Here is a 16,158-nt window from a genome sequence, read left to right as displayed (position 1 = left end):
ATTATTTCACCGGCAATGTGAGGTTCTTCGCCGGTGCGTCCTTAGGACGGCCGCGAAGCAGCGATTCGGGATGGCGGCTCAGGTAGTCCGACAGCTCGCGCAGCGAGCGCGACATACGGCCCAGGTCGTCCAGGGTCTGGGTCAGTTGTTCGCGCTGGGGTGAATCTTCGGCCAGGGTCGAGTTGGCCGATTGCAGGGTTTTGCTGACGTCCTGCAAGGTGTTTTGCACACTTGGCAGCGTCTTGCTATTGAATTGGGCCAGGCCTTTGCGCAGCTCCACCAGGTTGCTATTCAGGTTGCTGGCGACGCTTTCCAGCGGCAGTTTGTTGATTCGCTCGACCATCGCCTGCAGTTGTTCCTGCAATTGTTGGAGGCTACCGGGAATGGTCGGTATGCGCACAGGCCGGGCGGTGGGGTCGAAGGCGACTTTTTCCGCCTTGGGGTAGAAATCCAGCGAGATGTACAACTGCCCGGTCAGCAGGTTGCCGCTGCGGGCCTGGGCACGCAGCCCCCGATCGACAAAGCTGCCCATCAGGCGGGCAGAGGCGGCTTCGTCGTCTGGGTTGTGATTGAGCGACTTGAGCAGTTTTTCATGGGCCTTGCCCAAGCGTTGCGGGTAGATCACCACGCCGACGTTGACCGGAAAGCTGCGCTGTTTCTCATCGAAATCCAGATTGATGGCCACCACCCTGCCAACTTCCACTCCCAGGAACTCCACCGGCGCACCGACGCGCAAGCCGCGCAGGGCCTGGTCGAACCGCAGGGCCAGGTATTGCGCCTTGCCATCGGGTGGGGCGAGGGCGTTCTGCTGGTCGGCAAACAGCTCGTAGGTCTTGTTCTCGCTGGCGGGGACGTCGTTGGGGCTGTACTCCGGTGCCCGAAACGCGATGCCGCCCAGCAGCAGGGCCGAGAGCGATTCGGTCTTGACCGCGAACCCGTTGGCACCGACGTTCACGTCCACGCCGCTGACGTTCCAGAACCGGGTGTTTTCGGTGACGTACACATCGTTAGGGGCGTTGACGAATACGTCGATGTTGACGCCTTTGCCCTCGGCGTCCAGGGCGTAGGATACGACCTGGCCCACCGGGATCTTGCGCAGGTATACCGGCGAGCCGATGTCCAGCGAGCCGAGGTCCTGGGAGTGCAGGGTGAAGCGCTTGCCCGGTTCGCCATAGGTGATGGGGGGCGGGTTCTCCAGGCCGGTGAAGGACTTGGCGCGCACTTTCGACTGGCCGGCGTCGGCCCCAATGAAATCCCCGGACAGCAAGGTGTCGATCCCCGAGATACCGCCGGCCCCGATGCGCGGCCGAACCACCCAGAACACCGAGTCTTCGTGAGTGAAGGTGTCGGCTGTCTTGGCGAGCTTGACCGTGGCGGTGACGTTCTTCTGGTCCTCGCTCAGTTGCACGTCGGTGACTTGGCCGATGACCACGTTGCGATATTTCACCTGGGTCTTGTTGGCGGTCAGACCCTGGCCGGTTTTGAAGGTGATGGTGATGGTCGGGCCTTCCTGCAGCCAGTTGTGGACCACCAGGGAAATGCCCACCAGCACCGCGATGATCGGCACGATCCACACCAGCGACACCGTCCAGCGGCGGGTGGTGACGTGGGCGCGGCCGGGTGCCGGTTGCTGCCCGTCAGTGGTTTGCGGCTTCATCCAGGACCTCCTCGGATGGTTGAGTGTCCCAGATCAGCCGGGGGTCGAAACTCATGGCCGACAGCATGGTGAACAGCACCACAAGGCCGAAGAACAGGATGCCCGGTCGTGGTTCGATGTCGCTCAATGCCTGGAACTTGACCAGTGCTGCCACCAGGGCCACCACCAGCACATCGAGCATCGACCAGTAGCCGATGACTTCCACCAGCCGGTACAGCTTCGCCCGCTGGACCTGGGCCCAGGTGCTGCGCCGCTGTGCGGTCACCAGCAACAGTATCAGCACCACGAACTTGATGCCGGGCACCGCGATGCTGGCGATGAAGATAATCAGGGCGATGTCCCAGGCGCCGCTTTGCCAGAATTCGATGACGCCGCTGATGATGGTGCTGTCGGCACCTTCGCCGAGCATCTGGGTATTCATGACCGGCAGCAGGTTGGCCGGGATGTAGAACACCAGCGCGGCCAGCAGGTAGGCCCAGGTGCGGGTGATGGCCTCGGGTTTGCGTCGATGCAGGGCGGCGTCGCAACGGGGGCAGGTCTCGGGCTCGTCAGTCATGTCGCAGGCCAGGCCGCAACTGTGGCACAGGCATAGACCCAGGTCGCGGGCCTCTGGCGGGGCGGCCAGCGGTTTGCCGTTCACAGGTTGTCCCACAGGTCGCGGACATCGCGACCGGCAATGCGGATCATCAACAGGCTCAAGGCCGCCAGGGCGAATAAGCCAATGCCCGGCAGCACGTCCAGCAGGCCGGCGAGCTTGATCACCGCCACCAGCGCGCCCAGCAGGCACACTTCCAGCATGCTCCAGGGCCGCAGGGTTTCCAGGCTGCGCATGCACAGGTTGAACCCCGGCGCCCGTCGCTGGAGGTAGGCATGGCCCAGCACCCAAAGCAGGAGCGCCAATTGAAAGGCCGGTGCAATGATGACCGCCACCGCGGTCACCAGGGCGATGAAGGTGATCGGCCCCTGGCTCAGCGCTACGATGGAGTCCCACAACGTCGCGCTGTTACTCAGGCCCTGGAGGCGGATGCTCATGACCGGGTAGATGTTGGCGAAGGCCCACAGCACCGCGGCCGTCACGCTCAAGGCCAGGCGCTGCTCGATGGTCAGGCCGTTGTAGCGCTGGATCACCGCATGGCAGCGCACGCACGAAGCTTTCTGGTGCGCAACGAGCCCCACCGGCTCGTACACCGCATCGCAATGCTCACAAATGATCAGTCGCTCGGTGTTGGCCATTAGGATGCTCGCAGGAACAACCCTTTCAATATAGAAGTGCGTTGAGAATGAGCAACCCGGCCGAGCGGATCATTCCCCGCGGATGTATTGCTCCAGTTGTTTGATCAGGTCGGCCTGTTCGGCGATGGCTTCCTTGACCAGGTCGCCGATGGACAGCAGGCCGACCAGTTTGCCGTCCTCTACCACCGGCAAATGCCGCAGATGTTTTTCGGTCATGATGCTCAGGCAGATCTCGACATTCTGGTGCGGGTCGATGGTGATCACGGGGGAGACCATGATGTCACTCACCTTCGTGCCCACCGATGAGCGCCCGCGCAAGACCATTTTGCGGGCATAGTCACGCTCGCTGATGATCCCCAGCACCTCGTCGTTCTTCACCACCAGCAAGGCACCGACGTTCTTCTCGGCCATGCGCATCAGGGCCTGCAATACCATGTCGTCCGGTGAGATGGTGTGCACTTGCTGGTTCTTCTCATCTTTTAGCCGGAGCAACTGCGCGACGGTTTTCATGGGGGAGCCTCGGGTGTTGTTTTTGCTGGTTGTTAAAGCATCGTAGACCCAACGGCGCAGAGCAAGCGGTAAAGCGGCGGCCAATCGTCCAAAAGCGTCATTGCCCGTGAATGTCCAGCCGATGTGATGTCATCCAGCATTGCGGCCAGTGGCGTCCCTCTGTGGGGGCGCCCGTGTCGCGGGCAAGCCTTGCTCCCACAGAAGGATAAATCCCCTCGCCACAGGTAGAATCGTCGCCTACGTAGAATTCGAGGTTGCAGCGGTGGATTTACAGCAGGGCTTCGTCCTGACCCGGCATTGGCGCGATACCCCGGCCGGCACCGAAGTCGAGTTCTGGCTGGCGACCGACGCCGGCCCCCGGCGCGTGCGCCTCCCCGTGCAAACGTCGGTGGCCTTTGTGCCGCAGATCCAGCGTGGCCAGCTCGAAGCCTTGCTGCAAGGCGAGAAGGAGGTAGCGCTACGCCCCCTGGATCTGCTGGATTTCGAGCATCGTCCGGTGCTGGGGCTGTATTGCCAGCAACATGCCCAACTGATGCGCCTGGACAGCACCTTGCGCCGCGCCGGTGTCGAGGTGTTCGAAGCGGACATTCGGCCACCGGAGCGCTACTTGATGGAGCGCTTCATCACCGCTCCGGTCTGGTTTGACGGTACGCCGGCCGCCGATGGTCTGCTGGTCGATGTCCAGATGAAACCGGCGCCCGAATACCGTCCACCGTTGCGCCTGGTGTCCCTGGACATCGAAACCACCGCCCAGGGCGAATTGTATTCCATCGCCCTGGAGGGCTGCGGCGAGCGCCAGGTCTACATGCTCGGGCCAGCCAATGGCGACGACACTGGCGTGGATTTCCAGTTGGAATACTGCGAATCGCGCACGGTACTGCTGAAAAAGCTCAACGACTGGTTCGCCCGTTTCGACCCTGACGCGATCATTGGTTGGAACCTGGTGCAGTTCGACCTGCGGGTGCTGCATGAACACGCCCGGCGCCTGGCCGTGCCGTTGCGCCTGGGGCGTGGTGGCGAAGAGATGCAATGGCGCGAGCACGGCGCGCGCAAGAATCACTTCTTCGCCTCGGCCGCTGGCCGGTTGATCATCGACGGTATCGAGTCCCTGCGTTCGGCCACTTGGAGTTTCCCGTCGTTCAGCCTGGAAAACGTTGCCCAGACGCTGTTGGGGGAGGGCAAGTCCATCGATAACCCGTACCAGCGCATGGACGAGATCAATCGTATGTTCGCCGAGGACAAGCCGGCCCTGGCCCGCTACAACCTCAAGGACTGTGAGCTGGTGACGCGGATTTTCGCCAAGACCGAACTGCTCACGTTTCTTTTGGAGCGGGCCAGCGTCACCGGCCTGCCGGCGGACCGCAGCGGGGGCTCGGTGGCGGCCTTCACGCACTTGTACATGCCGTTGATGCATCGCCAAGGGTTTGTTGCACCCAACCTGGGCCAGCGCCCGCCCGAGGCCAGCCCGGGTGGATTTGTCATGGATTCCCAGCCGGGGCTCTACGAGTCGGTGCTGGTGTTGGACTACAAGAGCCTATATCCGTCGATCATCCGCACCTTCCTGATTGACCCGGTGGGCTTGATCGAAGGGCTGCGCCATCCGGATGACCAGGAGTCGGTGCCAGGCTTTCGTGGGGCGCGCTTCTCCCGTACCCGCCATTGTCTGCCGGCCATCGTGGCGCGGGTCTCTGAAGGCCGGGAAACTGCCAAGCGCGAACACAATGCGCCGCTGTCCCAAGCGTTGAAAATCATCATGAACGCCTTTTATGGGGTGCTCGGCTCCAGCGGCTGTCGCTTCTTCGATCCGCGCCTGGCCTCGTCCATTACCCTGCGCGGCCACCAGATCATGCAGCGTACCCGCCAACTGATCGAAGCCCAGGGGCATGTGGTGATCTATGGCGATACCGACTCCACGTTCGTTTGGCTGCGTCGTGCCCATGGCCAGGAGGCAGCGGCCAGGATCGGTCGAGACCTGGTGGCCCACGTCAACCAATGGTGGCGTGAGCAGGTGCGTGCTGAGTTCGGGTTGGAGAGCGCGCTGGAGCTGCAGTTCGAAACGCATTTCAAGCGCTTTCTGATGCCGACTATCCGCGGCGCCGAGGAGGGCAGCAAGAAACGCTACGCCGGGTTGGTGACCCGTGCCGACGGCAGCGACGAAATGGTCTACAAAGGCCTGGAAACCGTACGCACAGACTGGTCGCCGTTGGCCCGGCAGTTCCAGCAAGAGCTGTACGGGCGGATCTTCCACCGCAAACCCTATCAGGATTATGTGCGCGATTATGTGCAGCAGACCCTGTCCGGTGCGTTCGATGAACGGTTGGTCTACCGCAAGCGTCTGCGTCGGCCGCTGGAAGACTACGAACGCAACGTCCCGCCCCATGTGCGGGCCGCGCGGCTGGCCGATGAGTTCAACCAGCGCCAGGGCCGCCCGCGGCAATACCAGAATGGTGGCTGGATTAGCTACGTCATCACCGTCGCCGGCCCCGAACCGCTGGAAATCCGCAGCGCCTCAATCGATTACGACCACTACGTGACCAAACAGCTACAGCCGGTGGCGGATGCGATCCTGCCGTTTGTGGACGATGATTTCTCGACGTTGGTGGGCGGGCAGATGGGGTTGTTTTAGTCACCTCTGCATTGTGGGCAGGGGGATGCTCTTTTGGCCCTGTAGGAGCTGGCGAAGCCTGCGATCTTTTGATTTTGATTTTGATTTTGATTTTGATCTTTCGCTTGAGATTCAAGTGTCTGGGGAAAGATCGCAGCCTCGTTGCACTCGACAGCTCCTACACAGCTCCTGCACAGCTCCTGCACAGCTCACAGCTCCTACACAGTTCCTAGACCATCGCCAAGCGTTGCTTGGCCTGGGGCTGGGGAAATATCAGGTCGAGGGCTGTCAGGTCCTGCGGTTCAAGCTTGAGGTTGGCCGCTTCGGCATTCAAGCGCACATGCTCAGGCTTCACGGCTTTGGGAATGACAATCACATTGTCCTGGCGCAACAGCCAGGCCAGTGCGATCTGCGCCGGTGTGGCGCGATGGCGTTCGGCGATTTGTCCCAGGGTGTGATCCTTGAGCAGGTGGCCGCCCTGACCGAGCGGGCAGTAAGCCATGATGAGCATGGACTGGCGTTGGCACCAGGGCAGCAGGTCGAATTCGATGCCGCGTTCCTGCAGGTTGTACAGCACCTGGTTGGTCGCGCAGGCCGGCGAGGCCAGTTCTTCAAGGTCCGCCACGTCGAAGTTCGACACGCCCCAACGGCCGATCTTGCCTTCTTCGCGCAGACGCTCGAAGGCTTCGACGGTTTCGTCCAGCGGGTACTGTCCGCGCCAGTGCAGCAGGTAAAGGTCGATGTAATCGGTGTCGAGCCGCCGCAAACTGCGTTCGCAGGCCAGGGGAATGCCTTTGTGACTGGCGTTGTGCGGGTAGACCTTGCTCACCAGGAAAACCTGGTCGCGCAGGCCGGTGATCGCTTCGCCAACGACGGTCTCGGCACCGCCTTCGGCATACATCTCCGCCGTGTCGATCAGGGTCATGCCCAATTCGATTCCCAACCGCAGGGCGGCCACTTCTTTCTTGTGATGAGACGGTTCCTCACCCATGCGCCAGGTGCCCTGGCCAATGACCGGTACGGACACACCCGCCAATTCCAGCATCCTCATGCTTTTCTCCTGTTGTGCTGATCGATAATCCAATGGACAGCAGGATAGTCGTAGGAGCTGGCGAAGGCTCGGGCCGCATTCGGACGATCTTTTGATCTTTCGCTTGAAATTCAAGTGTCAGGGGGAAGATCGCAGCCTCGCTTCACTCGACAGCTCCTACGGGGTGGTGCTTTTTTTATTTTGCGGAGAATTTCAACACCATGGTCTGGGTGTAGGTCTGGCCCGGATCAAGCCGCGTTGAGGGGAAGTTCGGCTGGTTGGGCGAGTCGGGGTAGTGCTGGGTTTCCAGGGTAAACGCGCCCCAATGCGGATAGACCTTGCCTTGCTTGCCCTTGACGGTGCCGTCGAGGAAGTTACTGGTGTAGAACTGCACGCCAGGCTCGGTCGTGTAGAGCTGCAGGAGTCGTCCGGACTCCGTGTCATACACCTCGGCGGCCAGTTTGTTCACGTCGCCCTTGGCGTCCAGCGCCCAGTTGAAATCGAAGCCGCCTTGTTTCGGTTCGGCGAACTTGAGTTGCGGGTGATCAACCTTGATATGGGTGCCGATGGCGGTGGGTTGGGTGAAATCCATCGGTGTGTCAGCCACGGGGGCCAGTTCGCCGGTGGGAATGAGCTTGCCGGTGACCGGCGTGTAATGGGCCGCATGCAGGGTCGCGATCTGCTCGAGTATGTCGCCGTTGCCCGCCCCGGCCAGGTTGAAATAGCTGTGGTTGGTCAGGTTCAGCACCGTGGGCTTGTCGGTGGTGGCCTTGTACTCGATGCGCAACTCGTTCTGTTCGTTGAGGCTGTAGGTGACGTCGGTCTTCAGTGCACCGGGAAAGCCCATCTCGCCATCGGGTGACAGGTAGGTCAGGGTGACACCCACCGAGTCCTGGGCATTGTGGGGCTGAGCCTTCCAGACGCGCTTGTCGAACCCTTGCGGCCCGCCGTGCAAGGCGTTGCCATGGTCGTTCTGCGGCACTTGGTAACGCTTGCCGTCCAGCTCGAAGGCGCCGTCGGCCAGGCGATTGCCGAAGCGGCCGATGGTCGCGCCGAAATACACACTGCCGTTCTTCTGGTAACCCTGCACGTCGTCGAAGCCAAGCACGATGTCGGCGGGTTTGCCATTTTTGTCCGGCACGCTCAATGACTGGAGGATACCGCCGTAGGTGATGACCGTGGCCTCCATGCCGTGACTGTTGCGCAGCACGAATTTTTCCACCGCCGTGCCGTCGTCGGTCTTGCCAAACGCAACGCGTTCGTTGGTCAGGCCGGCAGCCTGGGAAGCCGAGGTGGCGATCATCAGAGAGACTCCGAGGGCCGTGAGCAGTTGTCTGGATTCAAGCATGGTATGACCTTCCTTCCTGTTGTCTTGTTGTTGTTTTGAACGCGGGGCGAGTCCGTTACTGGTCGGACAGCGCTGAAGGTTTTTCTGTTCAGTAGTCTTTCTATTTGATGGGATAGAAGGGATTTATAGCTATCAACTGAGATTAATCAACTAAAAAGTAAGACTAATTGAGCGGTTGAGGCGTTGCTGGAGATTGAGGGTGTTCTCCAGGTATTGCACTTTTGTGATTTTTTCCGCTCTATCCATGGCCAGGAAGCGACGACCCCCATCGCTTCCCCATGCCCAGACCGAGACTCGATGGCCGGTGTTTTTTATTCTGTGACGAGATTGCGCCGCTGCTGCCTGGCATTGTTGGTCGGTGTGTCGATGCTGTTCAGCGGCGGCTGCAGTCATCAGCAGGGGCAGGACATGGTCACGCAGTTCAGCAACGCCAAGCCCCAGGAGTTCTTGCAGACCAGCGTCGATCGCATGGCCACGTTGTCGATGCATGACAACCTGCAAAGCCTCTATCTGCTGATGAGCAAGCTGTACCTGCGCAACCCCGAGGAACTGCGCAAGTCCGGCTTTCTTGACGCCCGCACCGCGGAAAAACAGGTGCGCATGGCCATTGAGCAGCAACAGCCCTTGCCGACCCTGGGCGGTAAGAAGGACTTGGCGGCCCTGAGCTATGCCATGAGCCCGGAATTTCTCGGTGATCGGGTTGGGGCGTTCATCTACGCCATCGGCAGCATGCTGGTCACCGCTCACGGCAATCGCCTGGAGTTCTACATGACCGACACCATCGACCCGCGTTTTGTCAGCAACGCGGCGCGCAATATCGAAAAAGCCACTTGGCTGCTGAGCCAGCGGCAGGACAAGGACGGCAAGCTGTTGCTGTTTTCCAATGAGATTTCGGAGGAGGGCAGCAATCTGAGTTTCGCCGTGGAGTTCGGAAAAATCGTCGCACGATTGGACCTGCTGACCCAGATGCTCGACGAGCGCTACCGGCGGATTGGCTTGAATTACGCCCAGAGCCTGCTGTTCCTCAACTTCCTGCCGGTCCAATGAAATGGCGAGGAAGGCATAAAGATAGATCATATTGATATAGGGAGGTTATAAGAAAAATCGCTATGCTCGCGGCCAGATTTTTCACGCGGTCGTACTGAGACGGGTTTAATGGATTTCGGTAATGTCGGTTTAGTCGTTGCAGGCTTGGTGGTCGGCTTCATCGTTGGGATGACCGGCGTGGGCGGTGGTTCGCTGATGACCCCGATCCTGCTGTGGTTTGGTATCAATCCTGCGACGGCGGTAGGTACGGACCTGCTGTACGCGGCCATTACCAAGTCTGGCGGTGTCTTGGTGCATGCCAAAAACCGCAACATCGACTGGGCGATCACCGGCTGGTTGACGTTGGGCAGCGTGCCGGCGGTCGGCTTGACGCTGTGGTTCCTCAGCAGCCTGCACAGCTCCCCCGACGCCATGAACGCGGTGATCAAGCAAGCCTTGGGCTTTGTGTTGTTCGTCACCGCCCTGGCGATCCTGTTCAAGAAGCGTCTGCTGCAATTCGCTCATGACCGCGCAGGCGGCCATTACAATCCCACCGGTGTGCGACTCAATGTGCTGACAGTCATCACGGGCCTCGTGCTGGGTACGATGGTCGCCTTGACCTCGATAGGCGCTGGCGCTTTGGGCACCGTCGCACTGTTCATCCTTTATCCGTTCCTGGTCACCAAGCGCCTGGTGGGCACCGAGATCGCCCACGCCGTGCCGCTGACCCTGGTGGCTGGCCTGGGTCATGCGAGCATGGGCAACATGGACTGGCACATCCTGGGCTTGCTGTTGATCGGTTCGTTGCCGGGGATCTACCTGGGCAGTCATTTGTCGGGACGCATCTCCGACGAACTGCTGCGCCCGTGCCTGGCGGTGATGCTGGCGATGATCGGGTTCAAGCTGGCGTTCTAGCACTGACACCCAGATCCATTGTGGGGCTTGCTCGCCAAAGCGCTGTGGCAGTCGATGAACATGTTGCTGTCACGCCGCCTTCGCGAGCAAGCCCGCTCCCACACTCGTTTGCGGTGATTGTACTTTTAGCGCTCAGACCCCTTCCTCCTGCATGTGTTGGCTACCATGGTTGCGCAATGACCCCCCTGGCCTAAGCTTCAAGTCAGGCTGGCGCAGTATTGAGCGACTCTCGCGGAACAATCGCCGCCCTGTGCAATCAGTACAGCGTAAATATCAAAAGGAGAGGCGCATGATCATTCGGTCGTTGACCTTCGCTACCTTGCTGGCCATCGCCGGTCCCCTGTTCGCTGCCGATGGCGACTCGCCCCTGTTGGCGGACACAGGCAAGTCACGTCCCCTTGTTGTCATCGCGCCCAGCACGGTCGACCCTGCCTGGGTGAGCCTGAAAAAGGCCTTGGATGAGCCGGCAGGCAAGCAGGGCTTTTCCGAGCGCAACATGGTGCTCTATACCGTGCTCAATACCATTGGGCAGCGCGATGGCAAAGATCTGGACCCACAAAGCACCATGGCGTTGATACGCTCGCTCAAGCTGGGAGCCGGGGCACAGACCAAGATTATCCTGGTGGGTAAGGATGGGGAGAAAAAGCTTGAGCATTCCGGGGCGATCGGCTTGAAAGACATCTTCGATACTGTCGATAAATTGCCTTCGGCAGAAAAAGAGGCGGCAGCCCCGACACCTCCTCCTGCGCCGGAGCCCGCACCGGCCAAGGATGCGAAAGGCACCAAGCCTGGCAAGGCAGTCAAGCCGGCGGCTGCGCCGAAGCCGTTGGATGATTGATTTCCAGTCACGACAAAGCCCCTGCGGCGAGGGCGCTTGCGTCCGTAGAAGCGCTGTAGAAGCGCTGTAGGAACTCTGTAGGAGCGCTGTAGGAGCTGACGAGTGCAACGAGGCTGCGATCTTGCCCCAGGCAATTGAGTCTGAAGCGAAAGATCAAAAGATCAAAAGATCGTCCGAACACGGCCCCAAGCCTTCGGCAGCTCCTACAGGCCCAGCGGGCTCGACGCCCTCGCTATTGACCATCCAACGCCATCAGGATCCGATGCGCCGCTTTCACCCGTTCCTCGATCGGGTAGTTCCTGTTGGCAAGCATGACGATCCCCATGTCCTTTCCGGGCACGAACGCCGCGTACGCGCCGAAACCGTTGGTAGATCCTGTCTTGTTGACCCAGGCACCGTCCGGCGCTGGGCGGGTAGGGTTCAGAGGTTCGACTTTTTGTGGGATCAGGGCCATTTGCGGTGTGTTGCCAGCGAGCAGGTCATCCAGCGTGAACGGGGCAGGGTAGAACTCCCAACCCAGGCCCTGATTCATCCCGCCAACCCTGTAAAAACCTGTATGTGTCGTGGCAATCGCTTGCTTCAGATCCGCGTCCAGTTTTTCAGGTCGCAGGTTGGCCTCGAGGAAACGCATCAGGTCCGATGAGCTGGTTTTCACCCCATAAGCCTCGGAATCCAAGGCACCCGGCCCGACCCGGACGGGCTTGCCGTCTTTTGCATAGCCTTGGGCGTATCGGCCCAACTGATCCTGTGGCACCCGGACATAGCTGTGCTTGAGGCCCAGCCCTGGCATCAGCGTGCGCTCCATCACTTCGTCAAATGGCCGCCCCATGCTGCGGGCTGCCAGATAGCCGAACAGGCCGATGCTTGGGTTTGAATAGAGCCGCTGGGTGCCGGCCGGGTAGAGCGGCTTCCAGGTCGTGTAGTAACTGAACATCCGGTCCGGATGATCCGTCTCGGCGGGGAATTGCAACGGCAGGCCTCCGGCGGTATAGGTGGCGAGGTTGAGCAGGCTCAAGCCCTCGAAGGCGCTACCGCGCAGCTCGGGGGCGAGGCGACTGGCCGGCTCCGCCAGGGACAGCTTGCCCTGGGCCTGGGCATAGGCACCGAGGGTGGCGGTGAAAGTCTTGCTGATCGAGCCGATTTCGAAGAGAGTCTGGTCGGTGACCGGTGTTTTCGTGTCCTTGGAGGCCACGCCGTAGTTGAAGTAGTGGCGTTGACCGTTGTAGGTGATCGCCACGGCCATGCCGGCGATCTCCTGTTGCTGCATCAAGGGCAGGATCGTGCCATTGACGGCGTCTTTAATACGATCCTGGGCAAAGCCCGGAGCCGCCCCGCAGACCAGGAAAAAAGTGCCTGCAAGTATCGATTTAGCCATGTGCATGTTGGACCGTCTCCTTGGGTGGCGGTGGTTCAAGCCGCTCTGCATCCAGCAACTTTCGATGCCTGAGTGCATTTTGGGGTGGTCAATCTAGGAGATTTTCGGTTGCTCGGCAATCGGTGCGCATCCGGCTCAAGGGCGGTTCGGAGTCGTCCGACGGGGCCGCAGCAGTGTGCCGACGCAAATCTTGGGCCGCCGGCTTTCGGTGGTGTATGGCAAACCACACAAACCCGTGGCTGCCGGGTAAACTTGCGCTCTTTCTAAAGGAGTTCATATGAGTGACTACCAGCCCGGCATTCTCGCCACCCCTGTTCCACCTCAGGCCCGTCATTTGTTTTTTGCCCTGGAATCGGTCGAGGCACTGCCGGCTGCGATAGACAAACTCCTGTTGCTGGTCGATGGGCGGGCCGTGGTCGGCTTTGGTGAATCACTGGTCCAGGCGCTGGGCGCCCAGGTCGAAGGCCTGCGGGCCTTTCCTGCATTGGCCGGCGTGGGCGTGGATAACCCCTCGACCCAACACGCACTGTGGTGCTGGCTGCACGGCGAAGACCGCGGCGAGCTGATGCACCGCAGTCGCACCATCGAGGCGGCGTTGGCCCCGGCGCTGCGCCTGGTGCAGATGAACGAAGCCTTCCGCCATAGGGCCGGCCATGACCTGACCGGCTACGAAGATGGCACCGAAAACCCTCACGACGAAGCGGCCATCGCCGCCGCCCTGGTCCAGGGCGCCGACGGGGTGCGCGGTGGCAGTTTCGCCGCGATCCAGCAATGGCAGCACGATCTGGACGGCTTCGCGGCGATGCAACCCCATGAGCGCGACAACATCATGGGCCGTCGCCTGAGCGACAACGAAGAAATCGACGATGCGCCGGCGTCGGCCCACGTCAAACGCACCGCCCAGGAAAGCTTCGCCCCGGAGGCGTTCGTGGTACGTCGCTCCATGCCCTGGATCGAAGGCGACCGTGCAGGGCTGATGTTCCTGGCGTTCGGTTTCTCCCTCGATGCCTTCGAGGCACAACTGCGCCGCATGAGTGGCCTGGAAGACGGCATCACCGATGGCCTCTATCGCATGAGCCGGCCAATCACCGGCGGCTATTACTGGTGCCCGCCGCAGTTGGACGGACGCCTGGATTTGCGTGCCCTGGCCCGGTAAACGCAGCGGTTTGTGCAAAGCGTGACGTGAACGCTATTCTTGGGATGGACGTCTATCCGTGGAATGGGGGAAGCAAGCGTGGATAAAGTCATCGTCATCACCGGTGGCGGCCGCGGAATCGGGGCGGCCACCGCGCTGTTGGCTGCCGAGTTGGGCTATCGGATCTGCATCAATTTCCAGTCCGATGAGAGTGCCGCGCAGGAGGTGCTTGAACAGGTCCGGGCCAAGGGGGCGCAGGCGATTGCCGTGCGGGCCGACGTGAGCATCGAAGACGAAGTGATCGGCCTGTTCGACCGGGTGGACGCCGAGCTGGGCCGTGTCACCGCCCTGGTGAACAACGCCGGCACGGTGGCCCAGAAGTCCCGGCTCGATGAAATGTCCGAATTCCGCATTCTCAAGATCCTAAAGACCAACGTGCTGGGGCCGATTCTTTGCGCCAAGCACGCGGTGCTGCGCATGTCGCCCAGGCATGGCGGGCAGGGCGGCAGCATCGTCAACGTCTCGTCGGTGGCCGCGCGCCTGGGTGCACCGGGGGAGTACGTCGATTATGCGGCCTCCAAGGGCGCGCTGGACACCTTCACCATCGGCCTGTCCAAGGAAGTGGCCGGCGAAGGCATCCGTGTCAACGCGGTGCGCCCCGGCTACATCTACACCGATTTCCATGCCCTGAGTGGCGACCCGGGCCGGGTCAGCAAGCTGGAGTCAGCGATCCCCATGGCCCGGGGCGGTCGTCCGGATGAAGTGGCCGAAGCGATTATCTGGCTGTTGTCGGACAAGGCTTCGTATGCGACCGGGACGTTTGTGGATTTGGGGGGCGGGCGCTGAGTCCTGGAATATGGGGCGCCTGTTCTGCCGCCATTGCGAGCAGGCTCGCTCCCACATGAGATCTGCTGAGTACCTGAGATATTCGTCTCTCTGCAAACCCACTGTGGGAGCGAACCTGCTCGCGATGGGGCAATAACAGCGCACTCCCTATCAAAACGACCGAATAATCCGCCCCAACGTCTCCATGGCTTTTTCCGACACCTCGGTCCACGGGCTGCCATAGTTCAAGCGGATGCAATTCCTGAAACGCCGGGTCGGTGAAAAGATCGGTCCCGGCGCGATGCTGATGCCCTGGGCCAGAGCCATCTGGAACAGTTTCAGCGAATCCATCTGCTGCGGCAGCTCCAACCACAGGAAGTAACCGCCCGCCGGCTGGCTGACCCGGGTCTGGGCCGGAAAATAGCGGGCGATGGCGGCGAGCATCGCGCTTTGCTGTTCTTCCAGGGCATAGCGCAGTTTGCGCAGGTGACGGTCGTAGCCGCCGTGTTGCAGGTAGTCGGCGATGGCGGCTTGGGCCGGCATCGAGGCGCACAGCGAGGTCATGAGCTTGAGCCGTTCGATCTTTTGCGCGTAGCGCCCGGCGGCGACCCAGCCTATGCGATAACCCGGTGCCAGGCTCTTGGCGAACGAACCACAATGCATCACCAGACCTTCGGTGTCGAACGCCTTGGCAGGCTTGGGCGCTTGTTGGCTGTAATAGAGCTCGGCGTAGACGTCGTCCTCGATCAGTGGCACCTGATGGCGCCGCAGCAACTCTACCAGCGCCTGTTTGCGCTCCTCGGGCATGGTCGCGCCCATGGGGTTCTGGAAACTGGTCATGCACCAGCAGGCCTTGATCGGATGGCGCTCCAGTGTCTGCGCCAACACGTCCAGGTCGATGCCGTCGCGCGGGTGGACGGGAATCTCCACGGCCTTGAGCTTGAGTCGTTCCAGTACTTGCAGGCAGGCGTAGAACGCTGGTGCCTCGATCGCTACAAGATCGCCGGGCTCGGTCACGGCTTGCAGGCACAGGTTCAAGGCTTCCAGGGCGCCGTTGGTGATCAGCAGTTCCTCCATGGGCAGCATGAGCCCGCCGACCATGTAGCGCAGGGCGATCTGTCGGCGCAAGTGTGGATTGCCCGGCGACATGTCCGTGACCACCATTCGCGGGTCCATGTCCCGTGTTGCGCTGGACAGCGAACGGGACAGCCGTTGCAGTGGGAACAGCGTCGGGCTGGGGAATGCCGAGCCGAACGGTACGGTGGCTGGGTCCTTGATCGAGTCGAGGACTGAAAATACCAGCTCACTGACGTCGACTTCGGTGGACTCGTGCACCTGGCTGCTGATCGCCGGCTCGGAAAACGGGCTCGGCGCATGGCTGTTGACGAAGTAGCCGGAGCGCGGCCGGGCCCGGATCATGCCGCGTCGTTCCAGCAGGTAATAGGCTTGGAACACGGTGGACGGGCTGACACCGTAGGTCTGGCTGGCGTAGCGTACCGACGGCACGCGCTGACCTGGCCCCAGCATGCCCGAGCGGATCAGTTCAGCGATGTCGTCGGCAAATTTCTCGTAGCGTTTCATGGTGGGGCCCAGTCTTGAATGACGCGTGGTTTGCGCTTTTTTTACTGTGGGAGAGTCTGTGGGAGCAACGCTCTCCCACA

General features: G+C 61.2%; 14 protein-coding genes. 6 read left to right on the top strand and 8 right to left on the bottom strand.

What is annotated here, in order from left to right:
- Position 1: 1 nt before the first annotated feature.
- From AACY31_RS16070 to AACY31_RS16055, 4 genes are all read right to left on the bottom strand, one after another.
- On the bottom strand, positions 2 to 1,657 hold the full coding sequence (locus AACY31_RS16070) for a PqiB family protein (protein WP_339480083.1): 1,656 nt from the start codon (positions 1,655 to 1,657) through the stop codon (positions 2 to 4).
- Positions 1,638 to 2,297: a paraquat-inducible protein A gene (locus tag AACY31_RS16065; RefSeq protein ID WP_445261548.1), complete on the bottom strand. Its 660-nt coding sequence runs from the start codon at positions 2,295 to 2,297 to the stop codon at positions 1,638 to 1,640. The genes AACY31_RS16070 and AACY31_RS16065 overlap by 20 nt, the downstream gene beginning before the upstream one ends.
- The gene (locus AACY31_RS16060) at positions 2,294 to 2,890 is read right to left on the bottom strand and encodes a paraquat-inducible protein A (protein WP_339480086.1); all 597 of its coding nucleotides are present in this window, start codon (positions 2,888 to 2,890) and stop codon (positions 2,294 to 2,296) included. Before AACY31_RS16060 ends, AACY31_RS16065 begins: the two co-directional genes overlap by 4 nt.
- Positions 2,891 to 2,959: 69 nt before the next feature.
- Complete coding sequence (locus tag AACY31_RS16055; RefSeq protein ID WP_339480087.1) at positions 2,960 to 3,400, bottom strand: CBS domain-containing protein; 441 nt, start codon at positions 3,398 to 3,400, stop codon at positions 2,960 to 2,962.
- A gap of 262 nt (positions 3,401 to 3,662) precedes the next feature.
- Here AACY31_RS16055 and AACY31_RS16050 point away from each other — a divergent pair, with 262 nt between their 5' ends.
- On the top strand, positions 3,663 to 6,026 hold the full coding sequence (locus AACY31_RS16050) for a DNA polymerase II (RefSeq protein WP_339492006.1): 2,364 nt from the start codon (positions 3,663 to 3,665) through the stop codon (positions 6,024 to 6,026).
- Between the two features lie 208 nt (positions 6,027 to 6,234).
- Here AACY31_RS16050 and AACY31_RS16045 read toward each other — a convergent pair whose 3' ends face one another.
- A complete protein-coding gene (locus AACY31_RS16045) occupies positions 6,235 to 7,056 on the bottom strand; it encodes an aldo/keto reductase (protein WP_339504762.1) in 822 nt (273 codons plus the stop codon).
- A 175-nt stretch (positions 7,057 to 7,231) separates the two neighbouring features.
- Entirely contained in the window at positions 7,232 to 8,383 is a 1,152-nt protein-coding gene (locus AACY31_RS16040) for an aldose epimerase family protein (protein ID WP_339492008.1), read from the bottom strand.
- 297 nt (positions 8,384 to 8,680) lie between these two features.
- Between AACY31_RS16040 and AACY31_RS16035 the strand changes: the two genes are divergently transcribed.
- The 3 genes from AACY31_RS16035 (at position 8,681) to AACY31_RS16025 (ending at position 11,162) form a co-directional block, all read left to right on the top strand.
- Entirely contained in the window at positions 8,681 to 9,430 is a 750-nt protein-coding gene (locus AACY31_RS16035) for a hypothetical protein (RefSeq protein ID WP_339480095.1), read from the top strand.
- A 108-nt stretch (positions 9,431 to 9,538) separates the two neighbouring features.
- Positions 9,539 to 10,324 (top strand): sulfite exporter TauE/SafE family protein, encoded by a 786-nt coding sequence (locus AACY31_RS16030; protein WP_339480097.1) that lies wholly within the window; start codon positions 9,539 to 9,541, stop codon positions 10,322 to 10,324.
- A 289-nt stretch (positions 10,325 to 10,613) separates the two neighbouring features.
- Positions 10,614 to 11,162: a DUF4174 domain-containing protein gene (locus tag AACY31_RS16025; protein WP_339480099.1), complete on the top strand. Its 549-nt coding sequence runs from the start codon at positions 10,614 to 10,616 to the stop codon at positions 11,160 to 11,162.
- A 232-nt stretch (positions 11,163 to 11,394) separates the two neighbouring features.
- Here the strand turns inward: AACY31_RS16025 and ampC are convergent, their stop codons facing one another.
- Complete coding sequence (gene ampC / locus AACY31_RS16020; RefSeq protein WP_339480101.1) at positions 11,395 to 12,543, bottom strand: class C beta-lactamase; 1,149 nt, start codon at positions 12,541 to 12,543, stop codon at positions 11,395 to 11,397.
- 271 nt (positions 12,544 to 12,814) lie between these two features.
- Here ampC and AACY31_RS16015 point away from each other — a divergent pair, with 271 nt between their 5' ends.
- The gene (locus AACY31_RS16015; protein ID WP_339480104.1) at positions 12,815 to 13,693 is read left to right on the top strand and encodes a Dyp-type peroxidase; all 879 of its coding nucleotides are present in this window, start codon (positions 12,815 to 12,817) and stop codon (positions 13,691 to 13,693) included.
- A 78-nt stretch (positions 13,694 to 13,771) separates the two neighbouring features.
- Complete coding sequence (locus tag AACY31_RS16010) at positions 13,772 to 14,518, top strand: SDR family oxidoreductase (protein WP_339480105.1); 747 nt, start codon at positions 13,772 to 13,774, stop codon at positions 14,516 to 14,518.
- Positions 14,519 to 14,668: 150 nt separating this feature from the next.
- Here AACY31_RS16010 and mapR read toward each other — a convergent pair whose 3' ends face one another.
- On the bottom strand, positions 14,669 to 16,078 hold the full coding sequence (gene mapR, locus AACY31_RS16005) for a GntR family transcriptional regulator MpaR (RefSeq protein ID WP_339480108.1): 1,410 nt from the start codon (positions 16,076 to 16,078) through the stop codon (positions 14,669 to 14,671).
- Between the last annotated feature and the right edge of the window lie 80 nt (positions 16,079 to 16,158).

The organism is Pseudomonas sp. RL_105y_Pfl2_101, from assembly GCF_963970585.1.
GTDB lineage: Bacteria > Pseudomonadota > Gammaproteobacteria > Pseudomonadales > Pseudomonadaceae > Aquipseudomonas.
This window is presented reverse-complemented; position numbering and strand designations above follow the sequence as displayed.

Coding starts and splice junctions, on each gene's coding strand:
- AACY31_RS16070 (WP_339480083.1), bottom strand. CDS start 1,657: ATGAAGCCGCAAACCACTGACGGGCAGCAACCGGCACCCGGCCGCGCC.
- AACY31_RS16060 (WP_339480086.1), bottom strand. CDS start 2,890: ATGGCCAACACCGAGCGACTGATCATTTGTGAGCATTGCGATGCGGTG.
- AACY31_RS16055 (WP_339480087.1), bottom strand. CDS start 3,400: ATGAAAACCGTCGCGCAGTTGCTCCGGCTAAAAGATGAGAAGAACCAG.
- AACY31_RS16045 (WP_339504762.1), bottom strand. CDS start 7,056: ATGAGGATGCTGGAATTGGCGGGTGTGTCCGTACCGGTCATTGGCCAG.
- AACY31_RS16040 (WP_339492008.1), bottom strand. CDS start 8,383: ATGCTTGAATCCAGACAACTGCTCACGGCCCTCGGAGTCTCTCTGATG.
- AACY31_RS16035 (WP_339480095.1), top strand. CDS start 8,681: ATGGCCGGTGTTTTTTATTCTGTGACGAGATTGCGCCGCTGCTGCCTG.
- AACY31_RS16030 (WP_339480097.1), top strand. CDS start 9,539: ATGGATTTCGGTAATGTCGGTTTAGTCGTTGCAGGCTTGGTGGTCGGC.
- AACY31_RS16025 (WP_339480099.1), top strand. CDS start 10,614: ATGATCATTCGGTCGTTGACCTTCGCTACCTTGCTGGCCATCGCCGGT.
- ampC (WP_339480101.1), bottom strand. CDS start 12,543: ATGCACATGGCTAAATCGATACTTGCAGGCACTTTTTTCCTGGTCTGC.
- AACY31_RS16015 (WP_339480104.1), top strand. CDS start 12,815: ATGAGTGACTACCAGCCCGGCATTCTCGCCACCCCTGTTCCACCTCAG.
- mapR (WP_339480108.1), bottom strand. CDS start 16,078: ATGAAACGCTACGAGAAATTTGCCGACGACATCGCTGAACTGATCCGC.